At 73.7% G+C, this 18,734-nt stretch carries 15 protein-coding genes; 8 read left to right on the top strand and 7 right to left on the bottom strand.

All coding sequences use genetic code 11. The annotated features are described in order from the left end of the window. Positions 1 to 11: 11 nt before the first annotated feature. Both AC0QU1_RS09620 and AC0QU1_RS09615 read right to left on the bottom strand, forming a co-directional pair. Positions 12 to 2,768 (bottom strand): bifunctional acetate--CoA ligase family protein/GNAT family N-acetyltransferase, encoded by a 2,757-nt coding sequence (locus tag AC0QU1_RS09620; RefSeq protein WP_483576170.1) that lies wholly within the window; start codon positions 2,766 to 2,768, stop codon positions 12 to 14. Between the two features lie 40 nt (positions 2,769 to 2,808). Next, the gene (locus AC0QU1_RS09615; RefSeq protein WP_483576169.1) at positions 2,809 to 3,264 is read right to left on the bottom strand and encodes a hypothetical protein; all 456 of its coding nucleotides are present in this window, start codon (positions 3,262 to 3,264) and stop codon (positions 2,809 to 2,811) included. 130 nt (positions 3,265 to 3,394) lie between these two features. Here AC0QU1_RS09615 and AC0QU1_RS09610 point away from each other — a divergent pair, with 130 nt between their 5' ends. The 3 genes from AC0QU1_RS09610 to AC0QU1_RS09600 all read left to right on the top strand — a co-directional run bounded on the left by AC0QU1_RS09610 (position 3,395) and on the right by AC0QU1_RS09600 (position 7,795). Beyond that, positions 3,395 to 5,872: a DNA gyrase/topoisomerase IV subunit A gene (locus AC0QU1_RS09610; protein ID WP_483576168.1), complete on the top strand. Its 2,478-nt coding sequence runs from the start codon at positions 3,395 to 3,397 to the stop codon at positions 5,870 to 5,872. 90 nt (positions 5,873 to 5,962) lie between these two features. Continuing rightward, a complete protein-coding gene (locus AC0QU1_RS09605) occupies positions 5,963 to 6,343 on the top strand; it encodes a YciI family protein (RefSeq protein ID WP_483576167.1) in 381 nt (126 codons plus the stop codon). Continuing rightward, the gene (locus AC0QU1_RS09600) at positions 6,344 to 7,795 is read left to right on the top strand and encodes a DUF6596 domain-containing protein (protein WP_483576166.1); all 1,452 of its coding nucleotides are present in this window, start codon (positions 6,344 to 6,346) and stop codon (positions 7,793 to 7,795) included. It begins immediately after the preceding gene. Positions 7,796 to 7,815: 20 nt separating this feature from the next. Here the strand turns inward: AC0QU1_RS09600 and AC0QU1_RS09595 are convergent, their stop codons facing one another. Next, positions 7,816 to 9,840, bottom strand: a complete 2,025-nt coding sequence (locus tag AC0QU1_RS09595; RefSeq protein WP_483576165.1) for an HNH endonuclease signature motif containing protein — start codon at positions 9,838 to 9,840, stop codon at positions 7,816 to 7,818. A gap of 220 nt (positions 9,841 to 10,060) precedes the next feature. Between AC0QU1_RS09595 and AC0QU1_RS09590 the strand changes: the two genes are divergently transcribed. Together AC0QU1_RS09590 and AC0QU1_RS09585 are read left to right on the top strand one after the other, a co-directional pair. Further along, positions 10,061 to 10,687 carry a GNAT family N-acetyltransferase gene (locus tag AC0QU1_RS09590; RefSeq protein WP_483576164.1) on the top strand — a complete coding sequence of 209 codons (627 nt, stop codon included), beginning with the start codon at positions 10,061 to 10,063 and terminating at the stop codon, positions 10,685 to 10,687. After that, complete coding sequence (locus AC0QU1_RS09585; protein WP_483576163.1) at positions 10,684 to 11,208, top strand: O-acetyl-ADP-ribose deacetylase; 525 nt, start codon at positions 10,684 to 10,686, stop codon at positions 11,206 to 11,208. Before AC0QU1_RS09590 ends, AC0QU1_RS09585 begins: the two co-directional genes overlap by 4 nt. Here AC0QU1_RS09585 and AC0QU1_RS09580 read toward each other — a convergent pair. The 3 genes from AC0QU1_RS09580 to AC0QU1_RS09570 are packed head-to-tail and all read right to left on the bottom strand — an operon-like array spanning position 11,198 to position 13,997. Then, positions 11,198 to 11,887 carry an HAD hydrolase-like protein gene (locus AC0QU1_RS09580; protein WP_483576162.1) on the bottom strand — a complete coding sequence of 230 codons (690 nt, stop codon included), beginning with the start codon at positions 11,885 to 11,887 and terminating at the stop codon, positions 11,198 to 11,200. The genes AC0QU1_RS09585 and AC0QU1_RS09580 overlap by 11 nt on opposite strands. 20 nt (positions 11,888 to 11,907) lie before the next feature. Next, complete coding sequence (locus AC0QU1_RS09575) at positions 11,908 to 13,584, bottom strand: multicopper oxidase family protein (RefSeq protein ID WP_483576161.1); 1,677 nt, start codon at positions 13,582 to 13,584, stop codon at positions 11,908 to 11,910. Beyond that, entirely contained in the window at positions 13,581 to 13,997 is a 417-nt protein-coding gene (locus tag AC0QU1_RS09570) for a hypothetical protein (RefSeq protein ID WP_483576160.1), read from the bottom strand. Before AC0QU1_RS09570 ends, AC0QU1_RS09575 begins: the two co-directional genes overlap by 4 nt. A 164-nt stretch (positions 13,998 to 14,161) precedes the next feature. On the opposite strand from AC0QU1_RS09570, the gene AC0QU1_RS09565 reads away from it, so the two are divergent. Further along, the gene (locus tag AC0QU1_RS09565) at positions 14,162 to 15,331 is read left to right on the top strand and encodes a sensor histidine kinase (RefSeq protein WP_483576159.1); all 1,170 of its coding nucleotides are present in this window, start codon (positions 14,162 to 14,164) and stop codon (positions 15,329 to 15,331) included. Positions 15,332 to 15,336: 5 nt separating this feature from the next. After that, positions 15,337 to 15,990: a response regulator gene (locus AC0QU1_RS09560; protein ID WP_483576657.1), complete on the top strand. Its 654-nt coding sequence runs from the start codon at positions 15,337 to 15,339 to the stop codon at positions 15,988 to 15,990. Here AC0QU1_RS09560 and fgd read toward each other — a convergent pair. After that, on the bottom strand, positions 15,980 to 16,987 hold the full coding sequence (gene fgd, locus AC0QU1_RS09555; RefSeq protein ID WP_483576158.1) for a glucose-6-phosphate dehydrogenase (coenzyme-F420): 1,008 nt from the start codon (positions 16,985 to 16,987) through the stop codon (positions 15,980 to 15,982). The genes AC0QU1_RS09560 and fgd overlap by 11 nt on opposite strands. A 205-nt stretch (positions 16,988 to 17,192) precedes the next feature. Between fgd and AC0QU1_RS09550 the strand changes: the two genes are divergently transcribed. Next, positions 17,193 to 18,719, top strand: a complete 1,527-nt coding sequence (locus AC0QU1_RS09550) for a WXG100 family type VII secretion target (RefSeq protein WP_483576157.1) — start codon at positions 17,193 to 17,195, stop codon at positions 18,717 to 18,719. Positions 18,720 to 18,734 lie beyond the last annotated feature (15 nt).

Genomic DNA, 18,734 nt, shown 5'->3' with positions numbered 1-18,734 from the left:
GGGCCTCGCCGTTAGCCCGGCAGCGCTCTGCGCAGGGCATCCGTCCGGCGCTCGGCCGGCCGCAGCCGGATCGTGGCGTGCAGCACCGACGCGCCGCGCTCCGCCACCGCGACGGGGTACAGCTCCAGCGACGCGAGCTCCGGCAGGTCCTCGGCCATGACCGACACGCGCGCCAGCACATCCTCGAGCGCTGCGACGTCGGCGACGGGCGCGCCCTGGTAGCCGAACAGCCGCGGCGCGGCGCGCACGCCGCGCACCATGCGGGCCACGTCGACGTCGGTCAGGGGCGGCACGCCGTGCGTCACGTCGTCGAGCAGGTCGACGGCGTCACCCGCCACGCCGAACGACACCACGGGCCCGAACAGCTCGTCCTCGACCGACCGCACCACGCACGCGACCCCCGTGGGCGCCATGGCCTGCACCTCCAGCACCGGGTCGGGCGCGGGCAGCAGGGCGAACGCCGCGGTGAGCATCCGCTCGGCGTCCTCCCGCAGGTCCTCGGCGTCGGCGATGTCGAGGCGCACGCCGCCCAGGTCGGCCCGGTGCCGCAGGGCGGGCGCGGCGATCTTGAGCGCGACCGGCCAGCCCAGCTCCTGCGCGGCGGCGACCGCCTCGTCCGGCGTGCGGACGCTCCGGGAGCCCCACAGCGTGAGGCCGTAGCAGGCCAGCAGCTCGGTGGCGGCGGCCTGGTCCAGGACCACGCCGTCGGACGGCCGCTCGTCGTCGGACGTGCTGAGCAGGGTCTCCACCAGCGTGCGCGCCTGGGCGCGCGCGGCGCCGTCGGACATGCCCTCGCGCAGCGGCGGGCGGACGGGCGTGCCGTGGTCCTGGGTGCGCCACTGCGCGTAGCGCACTACCTCGCCCAGGGCCCAGACGGCGTCCTCGGGCGTGGAGAACGCCGGGATGCGCACGTCGCCGGAGGCGAGCTCGTCGGGCATGCCGTGCAGGCCCGTCGCGCTGACGACGGTGGTCCGGCCGGTGCGCGCGGCGGCCTCGGTCACGGCACGGGCGATCGCGTCGGTGCGCGGCAGCACCACGGGCACGGAGACCACCACGACGGCGTCGCACGCGTCGGGCGCGTACAGGGCGTCGACGGCGGCGGCGATCTCGTCGTCCGGCGCGGCGGCGGACAGCGGCTCGGGCGGGCCGACGACGGTCAGGCCCGCCGCCGCGACGGCGTCGGCCACGAGCGCCGCGAGCGACGGCGAGCTCGCGAGGATGCCGACCCGGCCGCCCGCCGGGAGCGGCTGGTGGGCCAGCACCTGGGCCACGTCCATGAGCTGGTGCGTGTTCTGGGCGCGGATCACGCCGGACTGGCGCAGCACCTCGTCGAGCATCCGGCGGGGCGCGCGCGTGGCGCGCACGGTGTGCCCGGGCGGCACCACGCTGCCGTGCCGGCCCGCCACGACCACGACAACGGGCTTGACCTGCGCGAGCCGCCGCGCGATGCGGGAGAACTTGCGGGGGTTGCCGAGCGTCTCCAGGTACAGGCAGACGACGTCGGTGTGCGGGTCGTCCTGCCAGTACTGCATGACGTCGTTGCCCGAGACGTCGGCGCGGTGCCCTGCCGACACGAGAGTGGACAGGCCCAGGCCGCGGCGCGTCACGGTCGCTGCCGTCGTGACGGCGGCGGGCGCGCTCTGGCTGAACAGGCCGACCCGGCCCGGCAGCGGGGCCGTCGGCGCGAGGCTCGCGCGCAGGCGCGCGCCGGGGACGTTGGTCAGCAGGCCGTAGCTCGCCGGGCCCACCACCCGCATGCCCTCGGTGTGCGCGGTGCGCAGCAGCTCACGGCGGCGGGCGACGCCGTCGGGCCCCGCCTCCGCCCAGCCCGCCGACAGCACGACGACGCCGCGCGCGCCCGTGCCGCGCAGGCGCCGGACCGTGTCGATGACCTCGTCCGGCGGGGCGGCGATCACCGCGAGGTCCACTCCGCCCGACGCCTCGTCGCGGACGTCGGCCCAGGTCACGTCGTCGCCGAGCACCATGAGCTCGGTGTCGCCCGGGTCGGCCGCGTGGGCCTCGCGGACGCGGGCGGCCAGCAGCTCGTCGACGGTGCCGCCCTGCTGCGGGCCGACCAGGAGCACCCGTCGCGCCGAGAGCAGGCCCTGCATGGAGCGGGCCTCGGTGCGGTGCTCGCGGTCGGCCATCACCTCGCGGGACCGGTCGGTGGGGTCGAGGTCGACCGACACGGTGACCACGCCGTCGTCCAGGTGCTGCTCGACGGCGTAGCCCGCCTCCCGGAACACGCCGAGCATGGCCTGGTTCTGGGGCAGCACCTCCGCGATGAACCGGTGCACGCCCCGCTCGCGCGCGGCGGCGGCGATGTGCTCAAGCAGCACCGACCCGAGGCCCTGGCCCTGGAGCGCGTCCGCGATGTTGAACGCGACCTCGGCGGTGCGGCGGCCGGGCCGGTCGTCGGTCACGTCGTAGCGGGCGACGCCGACGATGTCCTCCGGATGCTCGCCGTCCTGGCCCGGCCGGATCGCGACCAGGGCGGCCCTGCGCACGTGGTCGACCGTCACGAGCTGCGTGAGCATGCGCTCGGGGATGCGCTCCAGCGCGGCGAAGAACCGGAGATAGGTGGAGCGCTCCGACTGGGCCATCTGGAAGCGCTGGACCGCGTCGGCGTCGTCGGCCCTGATGGGGCGGACGTGCGTGGTGGACCCGTCGCGCAGCACCACGTCGGCCTCCCACTCGACCGGATACCCGGTCGAGTACGGGAGGCCCACGGTGCCTACCCGCCGCTCGGCCGGTCCTGCCTGATCCACGGGCACAAGGCTAACGACAGGGTCTGACAGCGGGCAGGGGTCAGCGCACCAGCACCATGCCGATGAGCATCATCACGCCGAAGCCGACGAGCACCAGCCGCTGCCGGCGGCTCGGGCCGGACGCCGTCAGGATCGCCACGACCGCAGGGCCCGCCGCGAGCAGGAGCCAGGCGCCCAGCGCCGGTGCCACGTTGGCGGACACCGCCGCGACCGCCACCACCACCAGGCCGTGCACCACGCCCAGTCCCACGCGCATCGCGATGACCACGTGGAGCACCGCGGCGAGCACCGCGAGGCCCGCCCACATCGTGATGCCCTGCTCGAGGCAGCCCCACTCCTCCTGCGCGCACCGCCAGGACTGCATCCACCAGGTCACGAGCGCGCCGAGCACCAGGACGGGCACCGCGCTGAGCCCGACCACGCCGTAGGCGAGCCCGATGCGGACCAGCCATCCCGGCAGGGTGGTCGACCTGCTGAGCAACGGCATTTCGGGCATACCCCGAATAGTGCCAGGTGATGCCGGAAAAGTGCACCTGCGTCGGCCAGCGAGGCGCCGCCGGAGTGTCAGGGGTGCGGGGTACGGTTTGCCTGTTCGATCACCCCAGAGTTCAGGAGCCCGACACACCATGGCGCGCAAGCCGTCGCAGCCGCTCGACGAGAGCGAGATCCACGAGAAGGTCGTGGACATCGACGTCGCCTCGGAGATGGAGACCTCGTTCCTCGAGTACGCGTACTCCGTCATCTACTCGCGGGCCCTGCCGGACGCGCGCGACGGCCTCAAGCCGGTGCAGCGCCGCATCCTCTACATGATGTCGGACATGGGGCTGCGCCCGGACCGCGCGCACGTGAAGTCGTCGCGCGTGGTGGGCGAGGTGATGGGAAAGCTGCACCCGCACGGTGACGCCCCGATCTACGACGCGCTGGTGCGCCTGGCGCAGGACTTCTCGCTGCGGCTGCCCCTGGTGGACGGGCACGGCAACTTCGGCTCGCTCGACGACGGCCCCGCCGCCCCCCGGTACACGGAGGCCCGGCTCGCGGCGCCGTCGGTCGCGATGACCACGGGCCTGGACGAGAACGTCGTGGACTTCGTGCCGAACTACGACAACAAGCTCACCCAGCCGGAGGTGCTGCCGGCCGCGATCCCGAACCTGCTGGTCAACGGGGCGTCCGGCATCGCGGTGGGTATGGCGACGAACATGGCGCCGCACAACCTCGTCGAGGTGGTGTCCGCCGCGCAGCACCTGATCAAGAACCCGCAGGCCACGCTGGAGGATCTCCAGCGGTTCGTGCCGGGGCCCGATCTGCCGACGGGCGGCAAGATCGTGGGGCTGGAGGGCGTGCGCGACGCGTACCGCACCGGCCGCGGCACCTTCCGCACCCGGGCCACGGCGCGCATCGAGAACGTGACGCCGCGCCGCAAGGGCATCGTCGTCACGGAGCTGCCCTACCTGGTGGGCCCGGAGAAGGTGATCGAGAAGATCGCCGACGGCGTGAAGGCCAAGCGCATCCAGGGCGTGACCAACGTGCAGGACCTCACCGACCGCACGCACGGGCTGCGCCTGGTCATCGAGGTCAAGACCGGCTTCGACCCGGACGCCGTGCTGGAGCAGCTCTACCGCGTGACGCCGCTGGAGGACTCCTTCGGCATCAACAACGTGGCCCTGGTCGACGGCCAGCCGCGCACGCTCGGCCTGGTCGAGATGCTGCGGGTCTGGGTGGACCACCGCATCCTCGTGGTCCGGCGCCGGTCCCAGTACCGCCTGGACAAGCGGCTGGAGCGGCTGCACCTGGTGGACGGCCTGCTCATCGCGATCCTCGACATCGACGAGGTCATCCAGGTGATCCGGTCGTCGGACGACGCCGCCGTCGCGCGCGACCGCCTGCGCGAGATCTTCGACCTGTCGGAGCCGCAAGCGGCCTACATCCTCGACCTGCAGCTTCGCCGCCTGACCAGGTTCTCCCGCATCGAGCTGGAGAAGGAGGCGGAGGACCTGCGCCGCGAGATCGCGGAGCTGCAGGAGCTCCTGGGCGACGAGAAGCTGCTGCACCGCCTGGTCAGCACCGAGATGGGCGAGGTGGCCAAGACGTACGGCACGCCCCGCCGCACCGTGCTGCTCGACGCCGCCGGCGGGTCCGTCGGCTCGGTGGCCGTGGCCCCGGCGAACGGGCGCAGGAAGGGCGCAGAGCCGATCGACCTGGAGATCAAGGACATGCCCACCCGCGTGGTGCTGTCCGCGACGGGCCTGCTGGCCCGGCTCCCCGACGACGTCCCGGTGCCGCGCGACGGCAACCGCGCGGCACACGACGCCCTGCGGGGCGACACCCCGGCGACGACGCGCGGCCACGTGGGCCTGGTGACGTCGGCCGGCCGCATGCTCCGCGTCTCCGTGCTGGACCTGCCCGCGCTCCCGCCCACCGACGGCGCGCCGTCGCTGTCGGGCGGCATCCCGGTCAGCGAGCTCGTCGAGCTGGAGCGCGGCGAAACGGTGCGGGCCGTGACGGCGCTCGGCGCCGACGCCCCGACCGTCGCCCTGGGGACCGCGCAGGGCGTCGTCAAGCGCATCGCGCCGTCCGACGCCCCGGCCAAGGGCGACGAGTGGCCGGTGATCGCGCTCAAGGAGGGCGACACCGTGGTGGGCGCCGCGGTGGCGGCCGACGACGACGAGCTGGTCTTCGTGGCCGACGACTCGTCGCTGCTGCACTTCCCGGCGTCGTCCGTGCGGCCGCAGGGCCGGGCGGCCGGCGGCATGGCGGGCATCAAGCTCGCGGCCGGCAAGCAGGCCGTGTTCTTCGGCGTGGTGCCGGCCGGGGTCGAGGCCACCGTGGTCACGATCGCCGGTGCGTCCGACGCGCTGCCCGGCGTGGAGGCCGGCGCGGGCAAGGTGACCCCGTTCGAGCTGTTCCCGGGCAAGGGCCGCGCGACGGGCGGTGTGCGGTCGCAGCGGTTCCTGAAGGGCGAGGACGGCCTCATCCTGGCCTGGGTGGGTGCCGCTCCCCCGCGCGCGCTGGGCGCCGGCGGCCAGCCGGTCGACCTGCCCGCGGTGGACCAGCGGCGCGACGGTTCCGGTACGCCGATCGCGGCGCCGGTCGCGGTGATCGGCTGAACTGGCGAGAGTAGTTTCGTGGGGGCTGTCGATTCCGGCGTGGTTCGCCCGTCCAAGGCGTGTCACCATCCCTCGAACAAGGAGCTCGACATGACCGACAAGTGGGTTTACCTGATCCGCGAGACCGACTGGGACTCGGACGCCTACCTCCCGGAGAACATCGGCAGCCGTGACCCGTCCACGGACGAGGGCATGGTCGCCCACCAGCGCTTCGCGGAAGCGGTGGCCGAGCTCGGTGTGAAGATCACCGGCAGCACTGCCTTGCAGAACGCGAAGTACGGCGGCTCGGTGGTGCCGGGCCGGGACGGCGCCGAGCCGGTCTACACCGACGCGCCGTTCACCGACACCAACGAGGTGATCACCGGCTTCTACGAGGTCGAGTGCGACGAGGCCACGGCACGCAAGATCGCGGCGCTGGTCCCCAGCGACAACGTGATCGAGTGGCGCAAGGTCATGAACTTCGGTTCCTGAGTGCCGATCGACTCAGCGGCGTTCCGCACCGCCTGGCCCCAGGTGGTGCGGACGCTCGCCGTGACCACGCGCAGCCTGGACCGCGGTGAGGAGTACGCCGCTGAGGCGTTCGCGCGCGCCGCGGCGCAGCCCGACGGCGCGATCGACGACCTGGTCGGCTGGTGCGTGCAGGTCGGGCGTCGGACTTGGCTCGACGCGGTGCGGCACCAGCGTGTCTTCGTCCGGCTCCAGCCCCAGATCGCCCGCCCGGAGGTGGCCACGATGGACGTGCCCACCGGGCCGGGCGAGACCCTGGACGACCGCCTGGCGCTCCTCTTCGTCGCGTGCGACGACGCCCTCGCCCCCGGCGCGCAGCTCGTGCTCGCGATGCGGGTGGTCTGCGGCCTGACGATCCGGCAGATCGCGGCCCACCTCGGCATCGCGGAGGCCACAGCCGCCGCACGGCTGACGCGGGCCAAGTCCGCGCTGGCCCGCGCCCGCGGCGAGTTCGCCGTGCCCGACGGCGCCGCGCGCAGGGCCCGGCTGCCCGTGGTGCTCGCGTGCGTCGCGGGCCTGTTCACCGTGGGCCAGCGCGAGGAGTTGCAGCCCGCCGATGCGACCCAGGACCCGGCCCGCGACGCGCTGACGCTCGCCGAGGCCCTGGTCGCGGAGTACCCCGACGACCCGGAGGCGCTCGGCCTGCGCGCGGTGTGCCGCCTCGGCCTGGCCCGCCGTCCCGGTCGGGTGCGCGACGGCGTCGCCCTCCCCCTCGACGAGGTGGACCGGTCGGTCTGGGACCGGCGCCTCCTGGTGGCGGGCCTGGACGATGCCGCGGCCGCGCTGGGTCACGGCGGTGCGATGCTCGGTGACGCTGACGCGGGACCTGGCCATGCTGGTGCGGGACCTGGCCATGCTGGTGGGGCACCTGACCACGCCGCCGCGGGGGCAGGTGACGCTGGCGCGACGCCCAGCCACGCCGATGCGGGACCCGACCACGCCGGTACGACACCCGGCCACGTCGGCGCGGGACCTGGTCACGCCGAGGCAGCGCCAGGCCACGCTGGTGCATCACCCGCTGCCGCCGCTCGGCCCGGTCGCTTCGCGCTGGAGGCCGCGATCTCCGGCGTGCACGCCACCGCGCGCGACGCCGCGAGCACGGACTGGCGTCGGCTGGCGCAGCTCTACGACGCCCTGCTGCACGCCTGGCCGTCGCCGGCGACGCGGGTGGCCCGCCTCGTGGTGCTCGGCAGGCTCGCGATGCACGACGGCGGCGACCTCACCCCGATCGAGCACGAGCTGGAGGAACTCGTCGCCGACGGCCCGCCGTACGCCGCCCGCGACGCCAGCCTGGCCCTGGCCGACCTCGCCCGCCGGACCGGTCGGACCGAGGAGGCCGCCGGCCGCTACCGGGAGCTGGTCGAGGTGGTGCCCGCGGGGCCCCTGCGCGAGTTCTGCCGCCGTTACACCCTCTGACTCACTCAGAACGGCAGATCTCAGAACGGCGGATCGGCGGGTCCGGGCCGGCCGGTCGATTCGGCCGGTCCCGTGGCTGCCCCAGCGGTGGTGTACTGCCGTGGCAGACGTCGGCCGGTCAAGGCTTGGAGGGTGAGGTCATAGCTCGTGTCCGGGTCGACCTCGTTGATCTCGATGTGGGTGTCCAGCACGGTGGGCAGGCGGACGTGCGTGCGTCCGGTAGGGGTGGTCCAGGTGGTGATCCCGGTTGTGGGGTCACGCATGGCGCCCCAGCCCGCGTGGGTCTTGAGCAGATGATGCTTGCGACACAGAGGCTGCAGGTTCTGTGCGCGGGTCTGGCCCGGCGTCCCGGGAAGGAGTGTCGCAGGATCGAGGTCGTGATCGAACGGCACGATGTGATCCAGGTCGTTCCACTCTGCCGGGGAGTCGCACGTCAGGAAGGTGCAGGTCTCGTCGCGGGCTCGCACGGCCGCGCCCAGGACCCGTCCGGGCCGGTAGGTGGCGGTGGAATAGTCGGTCAGGATCCCCGTGACGGGGTCGGTGACGAGGCGTTGCCAGGTCGCATCCTGGGCGATCAGGCGAGCCGTCTCGGCCGGGACCGGCCCGAACCCCGCCAGGTTCCCCGGCCCGTCGTCCAAGCCGAGCAGGACGCTGGCCGGGACGGTGACCCGCACGACCGGCCGGGTCGGGGTGATCCGCACCATCTGCACCGTCTCCTGCACGGCCTGCTGAACGAGGGGCGCTTGACCGCCACACGTACACACGGGTGCACCAGGTTCATCCGCCACGTCGGTTGCGGAAGTCGCAGCAGTAGCCGCAGCAGAGCCGGTGCTCGTCCCCGCGTCCGTCCCCGTCGTGGTGTCGGGGGCCACGCAGGCGTCGGTGAATCGGTCACCGGGCAGGAGACGGCCTGTGACGATCCCGGTCAGGGAGTCGGCACGGAGCTGTCCGAGGGTGCGGTCCTCGCCCGTGACATGCCGCAACTGGTGGGCCATGTCGTCCACCACACCCCAGACCGCCGCCGCATCCGCGGCAGGGAGGTAGGCCGTCAACCAGCCCATGTCGTTGTCGGCACGGTCGATCTGGACGTTACGGTGCTGCGCGGCGGCCTGGGCGGTCTCCCCCGATCCGTGGCGGTCTTTGGCGAAGGCGAGCATCCGGGTCTGTAGCCATTTCCAGGTCCGGCGGGGTGCTTGGGGCAGGTACCGGGTGATCGCCTCGGCCCGCTCGGCCACCGTGAGCTGGGCTGCGGAGCGCAGCAGGGTGTGTGCCTTGCGGACATCGATCCGCCCGGTCTCCAGCGCACGGATCACGGTGGGGTGGTCTGCCCCGGACTCGGCCCGGACCACGACCTCCGTGGCCTCCGTCTCGGTCACCACGAGCTCGCCGGTGACCTGCCCGACCAGGCTGTTGTGCGCCAGTGGGTGGGTCTCCCGGGCGGCGCGTTCGGCCACGACGCGGGCTTGGATGCCTGCGGCCCAGGACTGCAACCGCCCACACGCGGTCACCAGGTCACCCAGGGCATCGTCCGGCAGGTCGGAAAGCGCGCCGTCACCCGGGTCGGTTGCTTCGGCGACCACCCGCGCCAGGCCCATGCCCGGCGCATCGGCCAACGCCTGCCGCAACGTCTCTACCGGCCACAACGCCACCGGTATCACGTCCGGCGGCCACTCGGGCATCGACTCCACCCAGACAGGCACCTCCGGCAACCCCTCGGTCCCACCCACCGGCACACCCTTGTCCACCCAGCCGACCGGCACACGGCCGTCCAGCACACCGTCAGGCAGCACACCGTCCGACAGCACACCGTCCGACAGCACACCGTCCGACAGCACACCGTCCGACAGCACACCGTCCGACAGCACACCGTCCGACACCGCGCCGTCCGACACCGCGCCGTCCGACACCGCGCCGTCGGACAGTTCGCCGTCGGACAGTTCGCCGTTGGACGGCGTATCGGGAGCCGTCACGTCGTCCGCGGACCGGCGTGCCGACGCCTGGTCAGGCGCGGCCACGGCGGCGGAGCCCGGGTCCTGGAGGACCACACGGTCTAGGCCTTGATACCGCTGCTCGTCACGCACACTGACACCTCCTTCCAGCCCATACCGGAACGGACGACACCATTACTGCGGATGTTTGTTCGATCGTAGCCGCCACCACTGACACTCGACCCGCCCCCGCCGTCCGCAGCAGAACCCACGCCCGTGACCTGCTCCGGCGCTAATTCCACGGACAGTGTCACCGTCCAGTGGTTGACTCCAGCACATGAACGACGACCAAACCTACGAGTTCTCGACCGACCCCACCCGGATCGACGCCGCCCGCGTGCACGAGCTCATCTCCCGGCACACCTACTGGGCCAAGGACCGCCCGCGCGAGGTGATGGACGCCGCCATCGCGGGTTCCCGGCCGTACGGCGTCTACCGCAGGGACACGGGCGAGCAGGTCGCGTTCGCGCGCATCGTGACCGACGGCGTGACGTTCGCCTGGCTCGCCGACGTCGTCGTGGACCCCCTGCTGCGGGGGCAGGGCATCGGCAAGCTCCTGATCTCGGGCTTGGTCGCCGACATCGAGCCGCTCGGCCTGCGCCGCACGCTGCTGGCGACCGCCGACGCCGACCAGCTCTACGAGCAGTTCGGCTGGGTGCCGGTCGCCGAGGAGTACACGTGGATGGAGCGGCCGGGCCGCACGCCGGCCGCCTCAGGAGCACTCCCCGCCACGCCTGCCCCGGGAGCACTCCCTGCCACGCCAGCCGCCCCGGGGGCGCTTCCCGCCACGTCGACCACCGCACGGCCCAGCACGCCACCCACCGCACGGCCCAGCACGCCACCCGCCGCAGGGCCCGACATACCGGCAACCGCACCGGCGACCACACCAGGAGCCGCCTCATGAACATATCCGTCGAGATCGGCGACCTGACCCGCGTCGAGGCCGATGCCGTGGTCAACGCCGCCAACTCCACGCTCCTGGGCGGGGGCGGGGTGGACGGCGCCATCCACGCCGCCGCCGGTCCACGCCTGCTGGAGGCCTGCCGGCGCCTTCGGAGCACCACCCATCCGGACGGCCTCGACGTCGGCGACGCCGTCGCGACCCCGGGGTTCGACCTGCCGGCACACTGGGTGATCCACACGGTCGGGCCGAACCTGCACCGCGGCCAGGACGACCCCGCCCTGCTCGCCTCGTGCTTCGCCCGGTCGCTCGACGTCGCGGCCGAGCTCGACGCGCGGTCGGTGGCTTTCCCAGCGGTGAGCGCGGGAGCCTACGGCTGGCCCGTGCCCGACGTCGCGCGCATTGCCGTCACGACCACGCGAAACTGGCTCGCCGAGCACCCCGACGCGAGCCCGCAGCGGGTGCGGTTCGTCGTGGTCGACGAGCGCATCCGGACAGCTTTCGACGCCGCGCTCAGCTCGTGAGCAGCTTGCGCAGCTCCTCCGGCGTCTCCGCGACGGCGGCCGCACCCGCGGCCTCCAGCTCGCCCGGAGCCGCGTAGCCCCAGGTCACGCCAATAGTCGGCACGCCGTGGTGGGCGGCGGCGTGCACGTCGTGCTCGCGGTCGCCCACCATGACGATCTGCCCGGCGTCAGCCCCGAGGGCCACCGCATGCGCCACGGCGCGCTCCACCACCACCTCCTTGCCCTGCGACTCGTCGATCGCCTCGGGGGCCATGCCATGGACGCCGTCCAGCCCACCCGAGAGGTAACGGTCGAGCCCGAAGTGCTCCACGATCCGCCGCGCGTAGTGCTCGGGCTTGGCGGTGGCGACCAGGAGCGTCAGGCCGGCCTCGCGCAGCTCCGCCAGCGCCTGTGGGACGCCGGGGACCACCGAGTTGTCGAACATCCCGTGCGCCTCGAAGTCGCGCCGGTAGGCGGCGATCGCGAGGGCCGCCTCGGCGTCGGACAGGCCGAGGCGGGTCATGCTCGCCCCCAGGGGCGGGCCGACGAAGGTCCGCAGGACCTCGTCGGAGGGGACGGGGAAGCCTTCGGCGGCGAACCCGGCACGCAGGGAGCCGACGATGCCGGGGGCGGAGTCGGTGAGCGTGCCGTCGAGGTCGAGCAGGACGTGCGTGATGCGGCGGGGCAGCGAGAGAGTCACCAGGCGAGCGTGCCACACGTTCAGTGGTGCCCCTGATGCCCGTCCGCGCCCACGGCCCCGCCGGTCCCGCCGTGGGCACCACTGCCGCTCTCGCCGGCGCCCCCAGCGGCCCCACCGTCCGCCCCACTCCCGCCGACAACCCCTTCCGCAGACCCGCCGTCAGCCCCGTGCTCCGGCACACTCCCCACCTCCTGCCCAGGCTCGACCACCACGAGCTGCCCCATCATCCCGGCGTCCTCGTGCATCAGCATGTGGCAGTGGTACATGTACGGCATGTCCGGGTCCGCGTAGTCGTCGAACCGCAGGAGGAGCCGGTAGTCCCGGTTCGGCTCCAGGTAGATCGTGTCCTTGCGGCCCGCCAGCTCGGGCGGCGGCGCCTCGCCGTCGATGCTCAGCACGCGGAACTGCACGTCGTGCACGTGGAAGCTGTGCGGCAGCGGGACGATGCTGCGCACCACCCACACCTCGGTGCTGCCCACCGTCGCCACCTCGTCGATGCGGCCCATGTCCATCGGCCGGCCGTTGATCTTGTTCTCGTCCAGCTCGAACGTGCGGGTCACCGACGCGTCGGCCTCGTGCAGCTCGTCGGCGGCGGCGTCCCGGCCCGGCCCCCAGGCGGGCTCCGGCGACGGCGTCAGCGTGTCGGCGGCCCGCAGCTCCAGCACGTCGAACGCGTCGTTGGCGCCCATCGCGAACGGGGCCGCCAGACTGCCGAGATCGGCCTCCGCCGAGTGCAGGCGCGTGGTCTCCCCCGGCCGCATGGTCACGACGACCTCAGCCCGCTCGCCGGGCGCGAGCCGCACCTCGTCGAGCCGGACGGGCGCGTCGAGCAGGCCGCCGTCGGTCGCCACGAGGTCCAGCTTTCGGTCCTCGAAGCCGAGCTGGTAGGTGCGCGCCGTCGACCCGTTGAGCAGGCGCAGCCGCACGCGCTCGGTGGTCACCTCCTGGTAGGCGCCCACCGTGCCGTTCGTCATGACGACGTCGCCCAGCGTGCCCGGCTCGCCGCCGTCGTCCTTCAGCTCGAGCTGCCCGTCGGAGCCGAGGACCTTGTCCTGCACGATCACCGGGACGTCGTCGACGCCGTAGGTGTGCGGCAGGTCCGCGGCGCGCGAGGCGTCGTCGTCCAGGAGGAACATGCCCGCCAGGCCGCGGTAGACGTGCTGCTCCGTGGTCCCGTGCGGGTGCGGGTGGTACCAGAGGGTGGCGGCGGGCTGGTCGATCTGCCAGGTGGGGCGCCAGGTGGCGCCCGGGGCGACCTCCTGGTGCGGGCCGCCGTCCATCGCGGCGGGCAGGTGCATGCCGTGCCAGTGCACGCTGGTCGGCTCGCCCAGGTCGTTCGTGACCTCGACGGCGACCCGCTCGCCGCGCTCGGCGCGCAGGGTCGGCCCGAGGTACGAGCCGTCGTAGCCCCAGGTCCGCGTCTCGACGCCGGGCCGGAACTCCGTGACGCCCTCCTGCGCGGTGAGGGAGAACACGCGCGTGCCGTCCACGACGCGCGACGGCGCGAGCGGCGGGATGGCGAGCTCGTTGGTGAACCGCACCTCGTCGACGCCGGTGACCGAGCCGGGGATCGCGCCACAGCCCGCCAGGCCGGCCGCCAGTGCGAGCGCGGCGAGGCCGGCGGTCAGCGGCCGGACGGCGGCGGGCCGCCCGCCGCGCGCCGGCGCCGTCCGGCCGTCCCGGGACGTCCGCCTCATCGATCCGCCCCGCGCAGCCGCTGCACCCCGGCCGCGGCCACGCCCGCCAGCGCACCCCAGAACGCGTCGAAGAGCAGGGCGGGAACGATGGTCCACGCCGGCGCGCCCGGACCGCCGAAACCCCCGAGCGCCGGGAGCAGCAGCCCGACCGCCGCCACGACCAGCCCATAGGCCACGCCGGTCAGCGTCAAGGTGAGCACGGGCCGGGGCACCCGGCCCAGGCCGACCACCCCGATCCAGACGACGGCGGTGAGGCCGATGATGGTGAGCGCCCGGGGCGCGCCCGTGCCGAAGAGCCCGGTGAGCCCGGACAGCGGCCAGAGCAGGGCCATGGCGGCCAGGCCGGCCACGACCACCCAGGGGACGTCGGAGTCGCCGGCCGAGGGCCGGACGGGAAGCTGTGGTGATGTCATACCCCGACGGTGCCGGTCGAGGGCCCCGCCCCACATCGGCCCTGGATCGTCTCCCGATGTCGCCCGCAGGCGACAATCACCCTGACTCCGCGCGCCCACCACTCAGGGTTCGCCACCGCCCCGGAGCCGATGCCGCAGGGACGCCCTGTCCGTAGGGTGGCCGTGTGCCAGACCAGCCCGAGCAGCGCGCCACCCCACGAGAGGTCGACCCGCGCGCCACCGACGTCGCCCTGGCGCTCGCCATGGCGCTGGTGGTCGCCGTCGTCATCGCGGCGGACGCCGACGCCGTGCAGCGCACCGGTGCGGGCGCGTACCTGTTCGCGGCCGGCTTCGGGGCGCTCGTGCTGCTGCGGCGCCGGATGCCGCGCACCGTGCTCGTGCTGACGGTGCTGGGCGTGTGCGTCTACTACCCCCTCGGGTTCGCCCCGATCGGCATGACGCTGCCCGCCGTGGCGGCGCTCTACTCGGCGGCGGAGATGCGGCACACCGGCTGGGCGGTCGGCCTGGGCGGCGCGCTGGTGGCCCTCGCGACGTACTTCCGACTCACAGGCGACGACACCGAGGACCAGCTCACCCCGTACGACCTGGTCACGAACGTGGCCCTGGTCGCGGCCGCGATAGCGCTCGGCGTGGCGGTCCGCCTCACGCGCGAGGCCCGGGAGCACGAGGCGCGCGCCGCCGACCAGCGGCTGCAGGCCGAGCGCCTGCGCATCGCCCGCGACCTGCACGACGTCGTCGGGCACAACCTGTCGGTGGTCGCCCTGCACTCCGGCGTCGCCGCGGAGGCGGTGGGCCGGGACGACGACGCGGCCCGGCGCGCGCTGGAGCATGTCCGGGAGGCGACGTCGAGCACGCTGCACGAGCTGCGGTCCACGGTCCGGGTGCTCCGCGGCACGGCAGACGGCTCCACCGACGGCACGGCAGGCAAGGCAGCGAACGACGCCGCCCCCACCGGCCTCGCCGGCGTCGAGACCCTGGTCCGGCCCGCTGAGGCCGCCGGGCTCGCCGTCGACGTCGCGCTCGACGTGCCGGCTGAGACCCTCGACGGCGCGATCGACGCCGCCGCCTACCGGATCGTGCAGGAGTCCCTGACCAACGTGCTGCGGCACGCCGCGGCGGCCCACGTGACCGTGTCCGCGCGGGTCGCCGGCGGCCGCCTCGCCCTGCGCGTGTCCGACGACGGCCGGGGCGCCGGCGCGAGCCTCGTCCCCGGCACCGGGCTGTCGGGGATGCGCGAGCGGGCCGCCCTGCTCGGCGGCAGCGTGACGGCGGGCGACGCACCGAACGGCGGTTTCGTCGTGGCCGCCGACCTGCCCCTGAGACTGGACGGGTGAGGCCCATGATCCGGATAGTGCTGGTGGACGACCAGGAGCTCGTGCGCGCCGGCCTGCGCGCCCTCGCGGAGAGCGAGGGCGACATCACGGTGGTCGGCGAGGCGGCGGACGGCCGCACCGGCGTCGCCCGCGTGCGCGAGCTGCGGCCCGACGTCGTGCTCATGGACATCCGCATGCCGCGCCTGGACGGCCTGGCGGCCACGCGCGAGATCGTCGCCGACCCGGAGCTGGCGGCCACCCGCGTGCTCGTCCTGACCACGTTCGACGAGGACGAGCACGTCGTCGAGGCGGTCCGGTCGGGCGCCGCGGGCTACCTGCTCAAGGACGTGGCGCCGGCCGAGCTGCGGCGCGCCGTCCGCGTGGTCGCGGCGGGCGACGCGCTGCTCGACCCGGCCGTCACCGCCACCGTGCTGCGGGCGGTCGCCGCGCGCCCGGCGCCCCGGTCCGGCACCGACCGGCTCGCCGGGCTGACCGAGCGCGAGCGTGAGGTGCTGCAGCAGCTCGGCCGTGGACTGACGAACGACGAGATCGCCCGCGAGCTCTACCTCAGCCCGGCCACCGCGCGCACCTACGTGAGCCGGCTGCTCGCCAAGCTCGGCGCGCGGGACCGGGCCGCGCTGGTGATCCTCGCCTACGAGACGGGGCTCGTCACGCCGTGAGCGCCCGCAGCCGCGGCAGCACGTCCTCGCCGAACTGCGTGAGGAACCGCTCCTGGTCGTGGCCGGGGCCGTGCACCACCAGGTGGTTCAGCCCGGCGTCGACGTAGGGCTTGATCATCGCGACCGCCTCGTCCGGGTCGGACGCGACGATCCAGCGCCGCGCCACCTGCTCGATCGGCAGCTCGTCCGCGAGCTGCTCCATCTCGGTGGCCGAGGTGACGCTGTGCTTCTGCTCCGGCGTGAGCGACAGCGGCGCCCAGAACCGCGTGTTCTCCAGCGCGGCCGTGGCGTCGCGGTCGTACGAGATCTTGATCTCGATCACCTTGTCGACGTCGGCGGCGTCGCGCTCGGCCTTGGCCGCACCCTCCGCGACGGCGGGCAGCAGCTTCTCCGTGTACAGGTCCATGCCCTTGCCGGAGGTGCAGATGAAGCCGTCACCCGCGCGCCCCGCGTACTTGGCCACGAGCGGGCCGCCCGCCGCGACGTAGACCGGCACCGGGCGCTCGGGCCGGTCGTAGATGGTGGCGTCGACGAGCCGGTAGTAGTCGCCGTCGAAGGTCACGGAGTCCTCGGTCCACAGGGCCCGCATGAGCCGCACCGCCTCGCGCAGGCGCGCGAACCGCTCCTTGAACTCGGGCCACTCGCGGCCCGACACCGCTATCTCGTTGAGCGCCTCGCCCGTGCCGACGCCGAGGATCACCCGGTTGTCGGTGAGCAGCGCCAGCGTGGCGAACTGCTGCGCGATCACCGCGGGGTTGTAGCGGAAGGTGGGGGTCAGCACGCTCGTGCCGAGCTGGATGCGGGAGGTGCGCTCCCCCGCCGCCCCGAGCCAGGCCAGGGCCGACGGCGCGTGGCCGCCCTCGTGCCGCCACGGCAGGAAGTGGTCGGAGACCATCGCGCTGTCCAGCCCCACCTCCTCGGCGCGGACGGCGAGCTCGACCAGCTCGCGGGGGCCGAACTGCTCGGCGGACGCCTTGTATCCGATCTTCAGAGTCACATCTGCGACCCTACGCTCGATCACCCGCGCACGAGGCCGCGCCGTCGTGCCCGCGCCGTCGTACCCGCGCCGTCGTGCCCGCGCCGACGGGTAGGCCTCCCCATGGCCGTCTCGCCCGGACCCGGCTAGGTTCACCTGTGCCGGACGACCGGCACGAGGGGCCGACCGCGCCGTCCGCGCGCGACCGGCAGAGCCGGGGGTATCGATGGGCGAGGTATGGGGCTCCGACATCGCCCAGCTACGCTCGCTGGCGGACGTCGTACGGGAGCAGACGCGGACCCTGGAGACCGCGCGCGCCCAGGTGGACTTCCTGATCGACGACGTGGAGTGGTTCGGCCCGAGCGGCGACGAGTTCCGCGCGGAGTGGACGACCAGGCACCGCGGGAACCTGTCCGCCGCGATCGACTCGCTCGCGCAGGCCGGGGACGCGCTGGTCCGGAACGCCGACGCCCAGGAGAGCACGAGCGAGGACGCCGGGCTCGCCGGAGCGGGCACCATGGCCGGCGGCCCCACCGCCGGCGCCGACCAGGGCGGGCCTCGGGCCGACGTCCCCGCCGCTCCGCAGTCACCCACCCTCACCCCCGACGAGTACACGGACCTCTCGGAGGCGGAGCGCGCGGAGTGGCTGGCCACCGCCACCGACGAGGACATCGCCGCCCTCCTGGCGGCGATGGAGGCCCAGGGCCTGTACCCGGGGCCGGACGCCGGAGCGGTCGCCAGCGAGCACTGGACCCGGCAGGCGGCGCAGGACGCCGGCATCGACTACCTCAAGTGGGACCCCCGGCTCGGCGCCGAGGCCAACCGCGCGAACATCGAGGCCGTCTACGAGTACTACGCCCAGCTCTACCTCCAGAACCCCGACCTGCAGTGGGCCGGGATGGCCGCGATGATCGGGCCGTCGTTCGCCGCCGGCTTCCTCGACCTGGCCATGATGCGCGACGTCGCGCGGGGCTTCGAGGTCGGGGGCGAGGTGGTCCAGCACCTGCCCGGCGGGCTCCCCGAGGGCCTCCTGATCGAGCAGGTCGCCGCCATGACCGACGACGAGCTGCGCTTCTACGAGACCACGTTCCTGTCGATGCAGCAGGAGATCTTCCACGACCAGGCGTCGATGCACGCCGCCTACGAGCACGGCGGCATGGAGGAGATCGGGCGGATGTACGAGTCCGGCGCCATCGACGAGGCGGCGTACGACGCCTGGGCGGACATCGCGTCGGGCGACCCCGACCGCGTCTCCGAGGGCAACGTCGAGATGCTGCGCCGCGAGCAGCAGGACATCATCGCCGACAACTACCAGGACATGCAGAACCACCCGGTGACGGGCGAGGCGATGACCTACATGATGACCCTGGTGGGCGAGGCCTCGATCCCCGGCACGCAGACGTTCGGCGAGCACAACCCGCTGAGCGTGACCGTGGAGACGCCCGGGCCGGACCGGGTGGGCATCCCGTTCACCGGCATCTCCGCCGACAACCCTCTCCAGGGGTCGGTCGAGATCACCACCCCGCTGCCGAACGGGAACATCGCGGACACCGGGCAGCGCTGGGACTACATCCAGGCTGACACGCTGCCCGCCTACCAGGAGCTGCTGGCGAACGACCCGGGGCGCGCCGAGGAGATCCTGCGGACCGACGTGTCCGACCGGATCGAGGACTACCGGCTGACGAACCCGGACCGGCTCGGCCGCATCGTGGACCGCCTGGCGACAGACTGGGACGTTGATGTCGACCAGTGACGACGGACGCCGGCG

Source organism: Promicromonospora noduliphila, assembly GCF_056951025.1.
The sequence above is the reverse complement of the archived record's forward strand: the minus strand, read 5'-3'. Positions and strand labels throughout refer to the sequence as shown.